Annotated in this window: 10 protein-coding genes; 9 read left to right on the forward strand and 1 reads right to left on the reverse strand. The window is 66.2% G+C overall.

Annotated elements, in window-relative coordinates; all coding sequences use genetic code 11:
• Positions 1–7 precede the first annotated feature (7 nt).
• The 6 genes from AC1RKE_RS15040 (at position 8) to AC1RKE_RS15065 (ending at position 6,799) form a co-directional block, all read left to right on the forward strand.
• On the forward strand, positions 8–1,537 hold the full coding sequence (locus tag AC1RKE_RS15040; protein WP_348682857.1) for a tryptophan halogenase family protein: 1,530 nt from the start codon (positions 8–10) through the stop codon (positions 1,535–1,537).
• 8 nt (positions 1,538–1,545) lie between these two features.
• Positions 1,546–3,096, forward strand: coding sequence for a tryptophan halogenase family protein (locus AC1RKE_RS15045; RefSeq protein ID WP_348682855.1), 1,551 nt, complete (start codon positions 1,546–1,548; stop codon positions 3,094–3,096).
• Positions 3,097–3,161: 65 nt separating this feature from the next.
• Complete coding sequence (locus AC1RKE_RS15050; RefSeq protein WP_221233667.1) at positions 3,162–4,214, forward strand: LacI family DNA-binding transcriptional regulator; 1,053 nt, start codon at positions 3,162–3,164, stop codon at positions 4,212–4,214.
• Between the two features lie 93 nt (positions 4,215–4,307).
• Positions 4,308–5,630, forward strand: coding sequence for a UDP-glucose dehydrogenase family protein (locus AC1RKE_RS15055; protein ID WP_191558528.1), 1,323 nt, complete (start codon positions 4,308–4,310; stop codon positions 5,628–5,630).
• Positions 5,627–6,604: an NAD-dependent epimerase/dehydratase family protein gene (locus AC1RKE_RS15060; RefSeq protein WP_054764983.1), complete on the forward strand. Its 978-nt coding sequence runs from the start codon at positions 5,627–5,629 to the stop codon at positions 6,602–6,604. The genes AC1RKE_RS15055 and AC1RKE_RS15060 overlap by 4 nt, the downstream gene beginning before the upstream one ends.
• 51 nt (positions 6,605–6,655) lie before the next feature.
• The gene (locus AC1RKE_RS15065; RefSeq protein ID WP_156314160.1) at positions 6,656–6,799 is read left to right on the forward strand and encodes a hypothetical protein; all 144 of its coding nucleotides are present in this window, start codon (positions 6,656–6,658) and stop codon (positions 6,797–6,799) included.
• Between the two features lie 10 nt (positions 6,800–6,809).
• Here the strand turns inward: AC1RKE_RS15065 and AC1RKE_RS15070 are convergent, their stop codons facing one another.
• A complete protein-coding gene (locus AC1RKE_RS15070) occupies positions 6,810–7,085 on the reverse strand; it encodes a hypothetical protein (protein ID WP_054764982.1) in 276 nt (91 codons plus the stop codon).
• Between the two features lie 149 nt (positions 7,086–7,234).
• Here AC1RKE_RS15070 and AC1RKE_RS15075 point away from each other — a divergent pair, with 149 nt between their 5' ends.
• The 3 genes from AC1RKE_RS15075 (at position 7,235) to pelA (ending at position 13,687) form a co-directional block, all read left to right on the forward strand.
• Positions 7,235–8,866: a family 43 glycosylhydrolase gene (locus tag AC1RKE_RS15075; protein WP_287395039.1), complete on the forward strand. Its 1,632-nt coding sequence runs from the start codon at positions 7,235–7,237 to the stop codon at positions 8,864–8,866.
• Positions 8,867–9,103: 237 nt separating this feature from the next.
• The gene (locus AC1RKE_RS15080; RefSeq protein WP_287395037.1) at positions 9,104–12,517 is read left to right on the forward strand and encodes a TonB-dependent receptor domain-containing protein; all 3,414 of its coding nucleotides are present in this window, start codon (positions 9,104–9,106) and stop codon (positions 12,515–12,517) included.
• 84 nt (positions 12,518–12,601) lie between these two features.
• Entirely contained in the window at positions 12,602–13,687 is a 1,086-nt protein-coding gene (gene pelA / locus AC1RKE_RS15085) for a pectate lyase (RefSeq protein ID WP_348682854.1), read from the forward strand.
• The last annotated feature ends 31 nt before the right edge of the window (positions 13,688–13,718 follow it).

Here is a 13,718-nt window from a genome sequence, read left to right on the forward strand (position 1 = left end):
TCAGGCCATGGATGAGATCGACGATCCTCGCATCCGTTCCGTCGTCATCGTCGGCGGCGGCACAGCCGGCTGGATGACGGCTGCGGCCCTGGTCCAGCATTTCCGCAGCACACCGCTGAAGATCACCGTGGTCGAGTCCTCCGACATCGGCACGATCGGCGTGGGCGAGGCGACCATTCCCACCATCCGTCGGTTCTATGGGCAGCTGGGTCTGCGCGACGACGACGTGATGCGGGCCACCCAGGCGACCTGCAAACTGGGGATCCGCTTCATCGACTGGTCCGGGCCGGGCTCGGACTTCATCCATCCCTTCGGCCTGTACGGGCAGGACGTGAAGGGGATCGGTTTTCATCATTACTGGCTGAAGCAGAAGCGCGCAGGCGACCCCGCGCCGCTGGCGGCCTATTCCTTGGGCGCGTCCCTGGCCGCCGGGGGCAAGTTCATCCAGCCCTCGCCCAATCCGCCGTCGCAGCTGTCGGTGTTCGACTGGGCGCTTCATCTGGACGCCGGCCTGTTCGCCCAACATCTGCGCGCCTATGCAGAGGCTGGGGGCTGCGCCCGGATCGACGCCCGCATCCGCTCGGTCGAACTGCGTCCCGAGGACGGTTTCGTGCGGGCCCTGACCCTGGACGACGGACGCGAGGTCGAGGGCGATCTGTTCGTCGATTGCTCGGGCTTCAAGGGGCTGGTGATCGGCGAGGCCCTGGGCGTCGGGTTCGAGGACTGGGGCCGCTGGCTGCCGTGCGACGCCGCCTATGCGGTGCAGAGCGCCAACCGCCCCGGCGACGCCCCCGCCCCCTTCACCCGCGTCACTGCCCGGTCGGCCGGATGGCAATGGGGGATTCCGCTGCGCCACAGGGCCGGCAACGGCCTGGTGTTTTCCAGCGCCCATCTGAGCGACGATCAGGCCCTGGCCGAGCTCATGCCCCATCTGCTGGGCGATCCGCTGACGGAGCCGCGCCGCATCCCCTTCCGCCCCGGCCGTCGCACCCAGGCCTGGGCCAGGAACTGCGTCGCCATCGGCCTGTCGTCCGGCTTCCTGGAGCCGCTGGAGAGCACCAGTATCGCCCTGATCGAGACGGGCATCGAGCGACTGAAGGCCCTGTTCCCCGACCGCCGCTTCGCCCAGCCGATCCTGGACGAGTTCAATGATCAGACTGCGCGGGAGATGGAGCGGGTGCGGGACTTCATCATCCTGCACTACAAGCTGAACCGGCGGACCGACACGGACTTCTGGCGCGACTGCCGCGATATGGCCGTCCCCGAGACGCTGGAGCGCAAGCTCGCCCTGTGGACCGCGCGGGGCCAGTTCGTCCGCTATCGGTGGGAGATGTTCCACCCGGCCAGCTGGCTGGCCATCTATGACGGCTTCGGCCTGTATCCCGACCATTACGACCCCGCCGTCGACGCCATGGACCCGGCCTATCTGGCGCGCAGCCTGGCCGAGATGCGGACCAATATTGCCGACTTCGTCGCTCGGACCCCCGATCACGCCCAATTCCTGGCGGGTCTCGATCCCGCCGCCTCAGCCGCATGAGACCCGAGATGGACCAACCCCGCCGGCCCCTGAAGAAGATCTGCATCGTCGGCGGCGGGACCGCCGGCTGGATCGCCGCCGCCCTGATGGCCGAGCATTTCAAGGGCCGGATGGCCGAGGTCGAGTTGGTCGAGTCCGACGACATCGGCACGATCGGGGTCGGCGAATCCACCGTGCCCCCCTTCCTGGAAATGCTGAAGAAGCTGGGGATCAACGAGCAGGACTTCATCCAGCAGACCCAGGCCAGCTTCAAACTGGGCATCCAGTTCGACGACTGGACCGAGAAGGGCGAAAGCTATTTCCACCCGTTCGGCGCCATCGGCGTGCCGGTGGACGTCAGCGACTTCTATCCCGTCTGGCTGAAGGCGCGGATGAACGGCTATCGGCGCCCGCTGATGGACTTCGCCTCTGCGGCGCAGATGGCGGCCCACGAAAGGTTCATGCTGCCCTTCAAGGCCCAGCGCAGCCCCATCGGCGGGGCCTCCTACGCCGTCCATGTGGATGCGAAACGGGTGGCCCGCTATCTGCGCGACTTCGCCGAGGCGCGGGGGGTGAAGCGCACCGAAGGCATCGTCGAGGATGTGATGACGCGGCCCGACGGCTTCGTCAGCGGGCTGAAGCTGAAATCGGGCCAGACGGTCGAGGCGGACTTCTTCATCGACTGCACCGGCTTCCGCGCCCTGCTGATCGGCAAGACCCTGGGCGTCGGCTATACGGACTGGTCCGAATGGCTGATGTGCGACCGGGCCATCGCGATCCAGACCGAGAATGTCGGGGCGCCCAAACCCTATACATTGGCCCAGGCCCAGGACTGCGGCTGGCGCTGGCGCATCCCGCTGCAGCACCGGACCGGCAACGGCCATGTCTTCTGCAGCCACTACATGTCGGACGACGAGGCGACGGCGCGCCTGCTGGCCCAGGTCGAGGGCCGGCCCGTGGTCAATCCGATGGTGGTGCCGTTCAAGACCGGGGTGCGGGAGAAGATCTGGGACAGGAACGTCCTGTCCCTGGGTCTGGCCAGCGGCTTCATCGAGCCGCTGGAATCGACGGCCATCCATCTGATCTATCGCGGGATGGACTTCTTCTTCCGGCTGATGCCGGATCTGGACTGCGATCCGAAACTGGCGGCCGAATACAATCGGCGGATGACCGTGGACTATGAGGAGATCCGCGACTTCATCATCCTGCACTATGCCCTGACGCGGCGGGACGACACGCCCTTCTGGCGGGAATGCCGGGACATGGTCCTGCCCGAGGGGTTGCAGCACAAGCTGGACGTCTTCCGCGCCAACGGCAGCCTGGTCGAGGCGCTGGACCCCCTGTTCCGCAATGTCAGCTGGTACGCGGTGATGGACGGCATGGGGGTGACGCCCCGCTCCTATCCGCCGCTGGTGGACCGGATCGACTTCGCCGGCCTGACCGCCGAGATGGACCGGGCGGCCGACATTCTGAACGCCTTCGTCAAGGACCTGCCGTCGCATCAGCAGTTTCTGCAGGACAACTGTCCCGCCCCGCCGGTCGACCTGGCGCCGGTCGCCCCGGCCGCCGTACCCGCTTGATGCCGGCGCGCTTGCCTTGTCGCCGCCGAGCCTGACAGTATGAGGCGGGGATAAGGAACCAGAGTTTGCGCCGCGCCGTCACCATCAAGCACGTCGCCGCCGAGGCGGGCGTTTCCCTGCAGACGGTGTCGCGGGTCATCAACAACGAACCGAACGTGCGGCCCGTGGTGCAGGAGCGGGTGCGGGCGGCCGTGGCCAAGCTGGGCTATGTACCCAGTCTGGCGGCGCGGCGCATGGGGGGCTCGCGCTCCTATCTGCTGATGGCGCTGAACGACCGAGACCGGACCATCGAGGGCTGGAAGTCCGGCGAGGGCACCGACTGGGTCGACCAGATGCTGATGGGCGGCATGCTGAAGTGCGAGTCGCACGGCTATCGGATGATCTTCGAACTGGTCGACACCCATTCCGACCATGTGGATCGCGCCGTGCGCGCCGCCCTCGCCGCTCTTCACCCCGACGGCGTCATCCTGACCCCGCCGCACAGCGAAAACCCGGCCATCACCGGCCTGCTCAGCCAGTTGGGCCTGCCCTTTGCGCGGATCGCGTCGATCGCCGAGGGCGACGGTTTCGCCGTATCGATGGACGACGCCGAGGCCGCCGCCCACGCGACGGATCATCTTCTCTCCCTCGGCCATAGGCGCGTCGGCTTCGTCACCGGCAGCCCGCAATATGCGGTCAGCGACGCCCGCCTGTCCGGCTATCGCGCCGCCATGAGCGCCTCGCCCCATGGGCTGGACGAGACCCTGATCGGACGCGGCGACTTCTCCTATGAGTCGGGTGTCGCCGCTGTGGACGCCCTGCTCGATCTGCCGTCGCCGCCGACGGCCGTCGTCTGCAGCAATGACCGCATGGCCCTGGCGGCGATCCGCACCGCCCAGCGGCGCGGTCTTTCCACGCCGTCGGATCTGTCGGTCGTCAGTTTCGACAACACGCCCCTGGCGCGGTTCGCCGACATGACGGCGGTTATCCAGCCGGTCGCCGAGATGAGCGCGGTCGCCGCCGACCTGCTGATCCGGTTCAAGGCGGGGGAAACGGACCTGCCGTCCCAAAGCAGGGTGGCCTTCGGCTTTGCGCCTCGCGGCTCGACCGCCCCGCCCCGGTCTGGCGGCTCACGCTAGGCGACAGTCTTTTCGCCGAGGCCTTAATAAGTCCAGCAGCGCCCGGATCGCATGATATAGGGCCGTCTCTCCTGTTCGTTTGAGGATGTTAGGATGCGCGTCGCGATGATCGGCACCGGCTATGTGGGCCTGGTGTCTGGGGCCTGTTTCGCCGATTTCGGCCACGTCGTGACCTGTATCGACAAGGATCCCTCCAAGATCGAGCGTCTGGAACGCGGTGAGATTCCGATCTTCGAGCCGGGGCTGGATGATCTGGTGGCCGCCAACGTCAAGGAAGGTCGGCTGTTCTTCACCCTGGACGGGGCCGAGGCGATCCGCCGGGCCGATGCGGTCTTTATCGCCGTGGGCACCCCGACCCGCCGCGGCGACGGCCATGCGGACCTGTCCTACGTCTATGCGGCGGCTGAGGAAATCGCCGGCCTGATCGACGGCTTCACCGTGATCGTCACCAAGTCCACCGTCCCGGTCGGCACCGGCGACGAGGTCGAGGCGGTGATCCGCAAGGCCAATCCGAGCGCGGACTTCGTCGTGGTCTCCAATCCCGAGTTCCTGCGCGAGGGCGCCGCCATCGGCGACTTCAAACGCCCCGACCGGGTGGTGATCGGCGTCAACGACATCGAGGGCGAGGCCGGCGCCCGCGCCAAGGCGGTGATGAGCGAACTGTACCGTCCGCTGAACCTGAACGAGAGTCCGCTGCTTTTCGTCGGCCGGCGCACGTCCGAACTGATCAAATACGCCGCCAACGCCTTCCTGGCGATGAAGATCACCTTCATCAACGAGATGGCGGACCTGTGCGAGGCGGTGGGCGCCGACGTGCAGCAGGTCGCGCGCGGCATCGGTCTGGACAAGCGGATCGGGTCGAAATTCCTGCACGCCGGCCCCGGCTACGGCGGCTCCTGCTTCCCCAAGGACACCCTGGCCCTGGTCCGCACGGCCCAGCAATATGAATCACCGGTTCGGCTGATCGAGACCACGGTCGAGGTCAATGACGCGCGCAAGAAGGCCATGGCCGGACGGGTCGAAACCACCCTGGGCGCCGCCGTGGCGGGCAAGACGGTGGCCCTGCTGGGTCTGACCTTCAAGCCCAACACTGACGACATGCGCGACGCCCCCAGTCTGGACATCGCCCAGGCCCTGATCGCCGCCGGGGCCCAGGTCCAGGCCTTCGATCCCGAAGGCATGCACGAGGCGGCCAAGCTGCTGCCGGACGTGAAGATGAAGGCCAACGCCTATGACGCGGTCGAGGGCTGCGACGTCGCCGTGATCGTGACCGAATGGGACCGGTTCCGCGCTCTGGACCTGGACCGGATCAAGCTGCTGATGAAACAGCCGGTGCTGATTGATCTGAGAAACATCTATCGTCCCGACGACATGGCGCGGCGTGGGTTCAAATATTCCGGGATCGGCCGCGGATGAGCGAAGGGCCGATCCTCGTCACCGGCGCCGCCGGCTTCATCGGCATGCACACGGCCGAGCGATTGCTGGCGCGCGGCGAGACGGTTGTGGGGATCGACAACTTCAACACCTATTACGACCCGGCGCTGAAAGAGGCCCGCGCGGCGCGGCTGCAGGCCCGCGAGGGCTTTCGCCTGGTTCGGGCCGACATCGCCGAACATGAGCAGGTGCTGGCCCTGGTGCGGGATCAGGGGATCAAGCGGATCGTCCATCTGGCCGCCCAGGCCGGGGTTCGTTATTCGCTGGAGAACCCCTTCGCCTATGAGCGGTCGAATCTGGCGGGGCATCTGTCGATCTTAGAGGCGGCGCGTCACAACGCGGTCCAGCACCTGGTCTACGCCTCGTCCAGCTCGGTCTATGGCGATCGGCCGCTGGAGGGCTCCGGCTTTCGCGAGGACGATCCGACCGTGACGCCGGTCTCCTTGTACGCCGCCACCAAACGATCCTGCGAACTGCTGAGCCAGAGCTACGCCAAACTGTACGGCTTTCCCCAGTCGGGTCTGCGCTTCTTCACCGTCTATGGCCCCTGGGGTCGGCCCGACATGGCCTATTTCAGCTTCACGCGGAAGATCGCGCGCGGCGAACCGATCGAAGTCTATGGCGAGGGCCGCATGGCGCGCGACTTCACCTATATCGACGACATCGTGGACGGGATCGTCGGGGTCTTGGATCATCCGCCTGCACTGGGCGGTCATGAGGTCTACAATATCGGCGACAGCCAGCCGGTCGGCCTGATGGAGATGATCTCCACCCTCGAAGCGGCGCTCGGCGCCGAGGCCGAAAAGATCATGCGCCCCATGCAGCCAGGCGACGTCACCGCCACCTATGCGGACGTCTCCAAGCTGAACGCCCTGATCGGCTATCGGCCAAAGGTGCCTCTGAAAGAGGGGCTTGAGAAGTTCGCCGCCTGGTGGCGCGGGTATGAAAACGGCTGAAGATCGAGGGCTGAGGCCGGAACGGACGGCGCTGAAGGCGGTTTTCAGCCCATGCCCAGACGCGCCCCCAAACCCCCGATCCTGAAGAGCAAGCGCGGCGTCGCCATCCTGCTCCTCGTCTTGGCCCTGATCTTCGGCCTGCTCTACTTCGGCGTCGGCGCCACCGCCTTCCTGCGAACCCAGCCGCCGATGTAGGCGGGCCTGCTCAGCCCTCGTTCAGATCGTCCACAGCCTCGTCCTTGGCGGTGGTCGGGACGGGCGTGCGCGGGTCGCCGCTGATCGGTCCCTGGGGCAGGTCGCCTTCGGGGCGCTGGTCGTGCGGCGTCTTTTGAACCGCCAGCGTATTGGGATCAGGGCCGATCTGGCCGCCCGGACCGACGCCGCCGGCCCGTTCCTGCAGCGCCTCGGACGGGGTGTTCAGCGACCGCCCGCGCGCCACGCCCGGCGGCAGGGCCGCTTCGGCCTCTTGTTCCTTGTTCATGTCGAACCTCCATCCAATGGGACCAGGAGGTAACCGACCCCTGCCTGCCCGGTTCCTGCATCGTGTCAGGGCGTCGGGCTCCGGTCGCAAATTGACACCGGTAGCAAACCTGACAAGCTGGCCACAAAACAGGGACAAGGGAAACGCCTATGAGGTTCATCGACCGTCGCACCGCACTGACCGGTCTTCTGGGCGGGGTCGCCGCCTCCGCCCTGCCGGTCCGGAACGTTCTGGCCCAGACGCTGGAAGAGGCCGCGCCGCTCGGCCGCGAATGGGCGAACATGAAATGGCGTCGCGGGATCGAAAACCAGCGGATGGCGGATTTGGGCGACGGGACGTTCCTGAACCCGATCCTGTCCGGCGACCACCCCGACCCGTCGATCCTGAAGGACGGCGACGACTATTACATGACCTTTTCGTCGTTCGAATCCGTGCCGGGCATCCATATCTGGCATTCGCGCGACCTGGTGAACTGGCGCCCCGTCACTGCGGCCCTCACCACCAATATCGGCTCGGTCTGGGCGCCCGAGCTGATCAAACACGAGGGGCGATTCTACTGCTACATCCCCGCCCGTTTCCCGGAGTACCGGTCGAACTACGTGATCTGGGCCGATCGGATCGAAGGGCCCTGGAGCGCGCCGATCGACCTGAAGCTGCCGGCCCATATCGACCCCGGCCACATCGTCGGCGAAGACGGCAAACGCTATCTGTTCCTGAACGGCGGCGACCGAGTCCGGCTGACCGACGACGGCCTGGCGGTCGATGGTCCGGTCGAGGAGGGCGTCTATGACGCCTGGCGCTATCCCGAGGACTGGATCGTCGAAGGCTTCGCCCAGGAAGGCCCCAAACTTCTGAAGCGCGGCGACTATTTCTACATGATCACCGCCATCGGCGGCACGGCGGGCCCGCCGACGGGGCATATGGTCATCGCCGCCCGTTCCCGGTCCATCCATGGCCCGTGGGAAGACTGCCCGCACAATCCGATCGTCCGCACCCGCTCCGGCGCTGAAAAATGGTGGTCGCGCGGTCACGCCACCCTGGTCGAAGGTCCGGCCGGCGACTGGTGGATGGTCTACCACGGCTATGAGAACGCCTATTGGAGCCTGGGCCGCCAGACCCTGCTGGATCCGATCGAATGGACCGACGACGGCTGGTTCCGCGCCGGGGGCGGCGATCTGTCGCAGCCGATCGCCATGCCGCGCGGCGGGCAGGCCGTGCCGCACGGCATGGCCCTGTCGGACGATTTTTCAACCGACAAGTTCGGCCTTCAGTGGAGCTTCTATGATCCGCAGCCGAACGAAAAGGACCGTCTGCGGCGAGACAGCGGCGTGCTTCATATGCGCGCTAAAGGCAGGGCGCCGGCGGACTGCTCGCCCCTGACCTTCGTTCAAGGCGAGCAAGCTTATGAAATTGAATGCGAAATCGAGATCGACCCCGGCGCGGTGGCGGGGCTGATTTTGTTCTACGATCGCGCCCTTTACGCCGGTCTGGGGTTCGACGCTCAGCGCTATGTCACCCACCAATACGGAATCGAGCGCGGCCGCCCGGCCAATCCCCAGGGACGGCGCATGTTCATCCGCCTGACCAACGCCTATCAGAACCTCTATTTCGACACCTCCGGCGACGGCGTAACCTGGCGGCGGTTCGATCGAGGCATGGAAGTTTCCGGCTATAATCAGAATGTTAGGGGCGGCTTCATGATGTTGCGTCCGGGCCTCTACGCCGCCGGAGAAGGTGAGGCGCGGTTCAGGAATTTCCGCTTCCGCGCGCTCGGCGCCTAAGCCGCTCGGGGAGCGTCGATGGGCGAGGATCGCCTCGTCCTTTTCGACCCCTTCCAGTCAGACGCTGATTTTTGCCCTGGCGTTCGCCACATTTTCGCCATATGACACCGGTGACATTGTCCTGCCTCGCAACGGCGGGGGGACGAATTCAAGACGATCCCCTCATCAAGAGGGGGACAGAGGATGTCGGCATCCGGCCCGCCAGAGGTCGGAGCGCGACAGCAACGGAGGGAACGGATGCACAACCAAACCACAGGACAACTGCGCGCGGCGGCGTCCCCGGCGGCGCTTCTGATCGGCGCCCTGCTGCTGGCGGCGCCCACTTGGGCCCAGGCTCAACAGGCCGACGATCAGGAGGCTACGACCGTCGATGAGATCGTCGTCACCGGGATCCGCGCCTCTCTCGCCAGCGCCCTGAGCGAAAAGCGTCGGTCGAACACCATCGTCGACGTCATCAACGCCGAAGACATCGCCGACTTCCCCGACGCCAACCTGGCGGAGTCGCTCCAGCGGATTCCCGGCGTCTCGATCGACCGCGAAAACGGCGAGGGCAATTCGATCTCTGTCCGCGGCCTTGGCGGCGACTTCACCCGGGTTCGGCTGAACGGGCTGGAAACCCTGTCCACCTCCGGCGCCAGCAGCGCCGACGGGGCCCTGCGGCGCGACCGCGGCTTCCAGTTCAACACCTTCGCCTCCGAGCTGTTCAACTCCCTGAAGGTCCAGAAGTCCGCAGACGCCCAGACGGACGAAGGCTCCCTGGGCGCGACCGTCGATCTGATCTCGGGCCGGCCGTTCGACTTCACAGAGCGCCGTCTCGCCCTGACGCTTCAGGACGCCTATTACGAGAACGGCGGCAACCACAGCCCGCGCGTGGCCCTGTTGGCGTCTGACCGCTGGACCAGCAAGATCGGCGAGTTCGGCCTCTTGGGCTCGGTCGCCTACAATGAGCGTAAACAGGTCATCGACAGCTACGCCCGTCAGGTGGGCTCGATGGACTACGCCTATCGCGGCGCGACGTTCAATAACGCCGGCGCCAACGCCGCAGGGGACCCTCAAGGCTTCGCCCTGCCGATCGGCACGCCCAACTCGGCCCTGCCGCGCGTCACCAATCCCGAGGCGCGCAACTATCTGATCGGCTCGAACCCGGCCGCCTATGCCCTGATCAACGGAACGGGGAACCGCGGCTCTCTGGTTCGCATCCCGGCCCTGGCCACCCTGAATCACCGGGAGGTGGATCAGGATCGCCTAGGGGTCACCCTGTCCGGCCAATGGCGGCCGACGGAGCGGACCACGATCAACTTCGACAATCTCTATTCGGAGATGACCCAGACCTCGACCAACTATCAGATCGGTCCGGTCGGCCTGAACCGCAACAACACGAACGGCAACCGCACAGCTACGGCCTTCAGCTATCAGACCGCGACGACCGCCAGCAACTCCAACAACAGCTACAATAACCGCCGCAGCGTATACGCCAACTGCACCGCCCAGACCGCGACCGAGTTTCGCGACGCCATCGACTGCGGGCAGTCCCTCTATGGCAATACGCCGATCTTCACCACGGCGCCGGGCGCCACGAACCAGACTCTGGCAGCCGGCGTCGGCAGCTTCAATCCGAACAACCTCGACGTCTACGACTACTATAACCAGCCCGGCTCGGTCGGCTATGTCGCGCATCCGCAGTATCTGGCCATGCGCGGCGCCTTCATCGGCCGCCCCTCGGTGCGCCTGATCGACGCCGGCCTCAGCGAGACCGGGGCCAACGCCAACTATCTGGTGCTCGGCAACGTCGACATGCGCTCGGCGGTCGATCAGGGCTCCTATACGACCAAGTTCCGCCAGAACTCGATCAATATCGAGCATGACTTCAGCGACCGCTTCAGCATGTCCCTGTTGGTCGGCGATTCCGAATCGACCAATGAAAACATGGGTCTGCTCGCTGACTTCATCCGGCTGGACTCCGGCCAGGGCGTCGCAGGAAACGACTACTTCGTCTATGACGACCGCGCGGGCGGCGACATGCCCTTCATCGACTTCGGCTTCGATGTCGCCGATCCCAACAACTGGGACTTCGTAAAGGGCTATTCCGCCCTGCGCGCCTTCCGCACCGTCACCGAAAACGGCTATCAGACGGCCAAGGCCGACTTCCGCTGGGATTACAACGACTACGTCACCCTGCGTTTCGGCATCGGCAAGCGGAAGTTCGACTTCTACTATACGCGGTTCGAGCGGCTGGTCAGCGACACCATGAACCCCAGCCTGCTGGAGGGGGTCCGCAGCGGCCTGGCTCAGGCCACGACAGTGGCTGACATGGGCCAGACGGTCAGCTGGGGAGACGGTCTGAACGTGCCTGACGGCATGCCGACGTCCTTCTTCGCCCCCAATCTTCAAGCCTTCCAGAACCGCTTCGGCTTCGACTGCGACTGCATCAACGAATGGGGCGACTGGCGTCTGTCGGACCTTCGCAACGGCGGGGTCAACACCTTCTGGGTCGATGAAGAGAGCCTGTCCTACTACGGCCAGATGGATTTCAACCTGCCTCTGTTCGCCGGAACCCTGCGCGGCAACGCCGGTCTGCGGAGGGCCGAGACCAGCGTCGACTCACGGGGGCGTTCGCCCAGCGGCCGCCCCATCAGCAACGACAACCACTATAACGACACCCTCCCCTCGCTGAACCTGGCGTGGGAGGTCAGCGACAGCCTGATCCTGCGCTTCGCGGCGGCCAAGGTCATGGCGCGCCCGCAGATGATGGCCTTGCAGCCCGGCGTCACCTCCTTCACGGTGCCTGTGGGCGTCGCTGGCGCGGCGGCCGAGTTCGACGGTTCAAACGCCCAGATCAGCCTGGGCAACACCAAGCTGAAACCGTTCCGAGCTACCAACCTCGACTTCAATGTCGAATGGTATTTCGCCAAGGACGCCTTGTTGTCCGTGGCCTATTTCCACAAGGAAATCGAAAGCTTCCCGCAGGTGGTGCTGCGTGAGGGCAGGCTGAGCGAGGTTTTCAGCAGCGAGCAGATCGCCAATCTTCGGGCCGCCTATGACGACCTGACCGACCTGGCCTCCGACAGCCGCCGCGCCTATATCGACGCCGACCTGCCGTTCGTCCTGCGTCAGTACAATGACGCGCCGGGCGGGACCCTGTCCGGCTTCGAGGTCGCCTATCAGCAGAACTTCACCTTCCTGCCGGCGCCGTTCGACGGTTTCGGGGTTCAGGCCAACTACACCAACATCGAATCCGAGCTGGAATACATCCTCGATCCCGCGCGGAACCTGACCGGAACGGCCCCCTTCCTGGGCGCCTCGCCGGAATCCTTCAACGCGACCGTCTTCTATGAGGTGCCGCGCTGGAGCGCCCGCGTTTCGGCCGCCTATCGGGCCGCCTACCAAACCACCTATCCGCTGGCGTCGGGCGGCTGCGATCCGGGCCAGTGCGACTCGCCGCTGATCAACGACTTCATCGGCTCCAATGAGACGCTGAATGTGGACGCCGCCTTCACCTACAAACTGACCGACAACGTCACGATCACCGCCGAGGCCCTGAATCTGACGGATCAGCCGGACGAGCGCTGGGCCTATCAGGCCGATCCGCTGGTCAACAGCTATGGCAGCACAGGTCGCCAATATTTCGTCGGCGCCCGCTTCATCTTCTGAGGCGGACCGACGCTCCCTGCCCCCTGAAGGGACGTCGCCCCGGCGACGTCCCGCTTTTTTTGCCCTTCGATCCAGGAAAGCGCCATGCTGAGAGCCACCCTGATCCTAAGCCTGACGGCGATCGCGGGCGCCGCCTGCGCCCAGACCCCGCCGCCCGGGTCCCAACGGGTTGCAGCGGCCTCATCCATGGTCTGGGGGACGTCCGCCGTCAGCCGTCCGGCGGGCTGGTACGGCTCGGATGAGGCGCGTCGCCTGGCGCTTCAGGTCATCGCGCATCAGTCGCCCCAAGGCGGCTGGCCCAAGAACACGGATCTGTTCGCACCGCCCGCGCCGGATGCGGATCCGGCCCTGACCAACACGATCGACAACAACGCCACCACCCTGCCCCTCGCCTTTCTCGCGCGGGTGATCGAGGCCGGCGATTCGACGCCGCGCGCCGCCTTCGACAGGGGTCTCGACTATCTGCTGGCCGCCCAATATCCGAACGGCGGATGGCCCCAGTACGCTCCGCTGCGGGGCGGCTATCACGATGCGGTCACCTATAATGACGACGCCATGGTGCGGGTGCTGCGCCTGCTGGACGAGGTCGCCCAGGCCAAACCGCCTTACGGCTTCGTCGACGGCGCGCGGCGCGAGCGGGCGGCCCAGGCCGTGCGGCGCGGCGTGGACGCCCTATTGAAATCCCAGGTGCGACAGGACGGCCGACTGACCGTCTGGTCCGCCCAGCACGATCCCGTCACCCTGGCGCCCGTCGGCGCCCGCCGGTTCGAGCCGGCGTCTCTGTCGGGGCAGGAAAGCGTGGGCCTGGTGCGCTTCCTGATGGGGATCGACCCGCCCGGCCCTGACGTGATCGCCGCAGTCGAAGGCGCCGTGGCCTGGTTCCGCGCCACGGCCCTCTATGACATCCGCATCGAGTCCTTCACCGACGCTGAGGGACGGGCGGACCGACGGGTCGTGCCGGCGCCGGGCGAAGGCCCGCTCTGGGCCCGATTCTACGGGCTCGAGGACAATCGCCCGCTGTTCACCGGCCGCGACGGCGTTCCGCGCCCGGCCCTGGCGGACATCGAGCGGGAGCGCCGCGCCGGCTACAACTACTATGGCGACTGGGCGAAGACGCTGCTGGAGCGGGACTATCCCGCCTGGCGCGCGCGCCTTGCCCGGCCGAACTGACAGGGCCGGCGAAGCGAAGGCCTCGCCGGCC

The sequence above is a fragment of the Brevundimonas sp. GW822-FHT03E11 genome (assembly GCF_058801445.1).

Coding starts and splice junctions, on each gene's coding strand:
- AC1RKE_RS15040 (WP_348682857.1), top strand. CDS start 8: ATGGATGAGATCGACGATCCTCGCATCCGTTCCGTCGTCATCGTCGGC.
- AC1RKE_RS15045 (WP_348682855.1), top strand. CDS start 1,546: ATGGACCAACCCCGCCGGCCCCTGAAGAAGATCTGCATCGTCGGCGGC.
- AC1RKE_RS15055 (WP_191558528.1), top strand. CDS start 4,308: ATGCGCGTCGCGATGATCGGCACCGGCTATGTGGGCCTGGTGTCTGGG.
- AC1RKE_RS15060 (WP_054764983.1), top strand. CDS start 5,627: ATGAGCGAAGGGCCGATCCTCGTCACCGGCGCCGCCGGCTTCATCGGC.
- AC1RKE_RS15065 (WP_156314160.1), top strand. CDS start 6,656: ATGCCCAGACGCGCCCCCAAACCCCCGATCCTGAAGAGCAAGCGCGGC.
- AC1RKE_RS15070 (WP_054764982.1), bottom strand. CDS start 7,085: ATGAACAAGGAACAAGAGGCCGAAGCGGCCCTGCCGCCGGGCGTGGCG.
- AC1RKE_RS15075 (WP_287395039.1), top strand. CDS start 7,235: ATGAGGTTCATCGACCGTCGCACCGCACTGACCGGTCTTCTGGGCGGG.
- AC1RKE_RS15080 (WP_287395037.1), top strand. CDS start 9,104: ATGCACAACCAAACCACAGGACAACTGCGCGCGGCGGCGTCCCCGGCG.
- pelA (WP_348682854.1), top strand. CDS start 12,602: ATGCTGAGAGCCACCCTGATCCTAAGCCTGACGGCGATCGCGGGCGCC.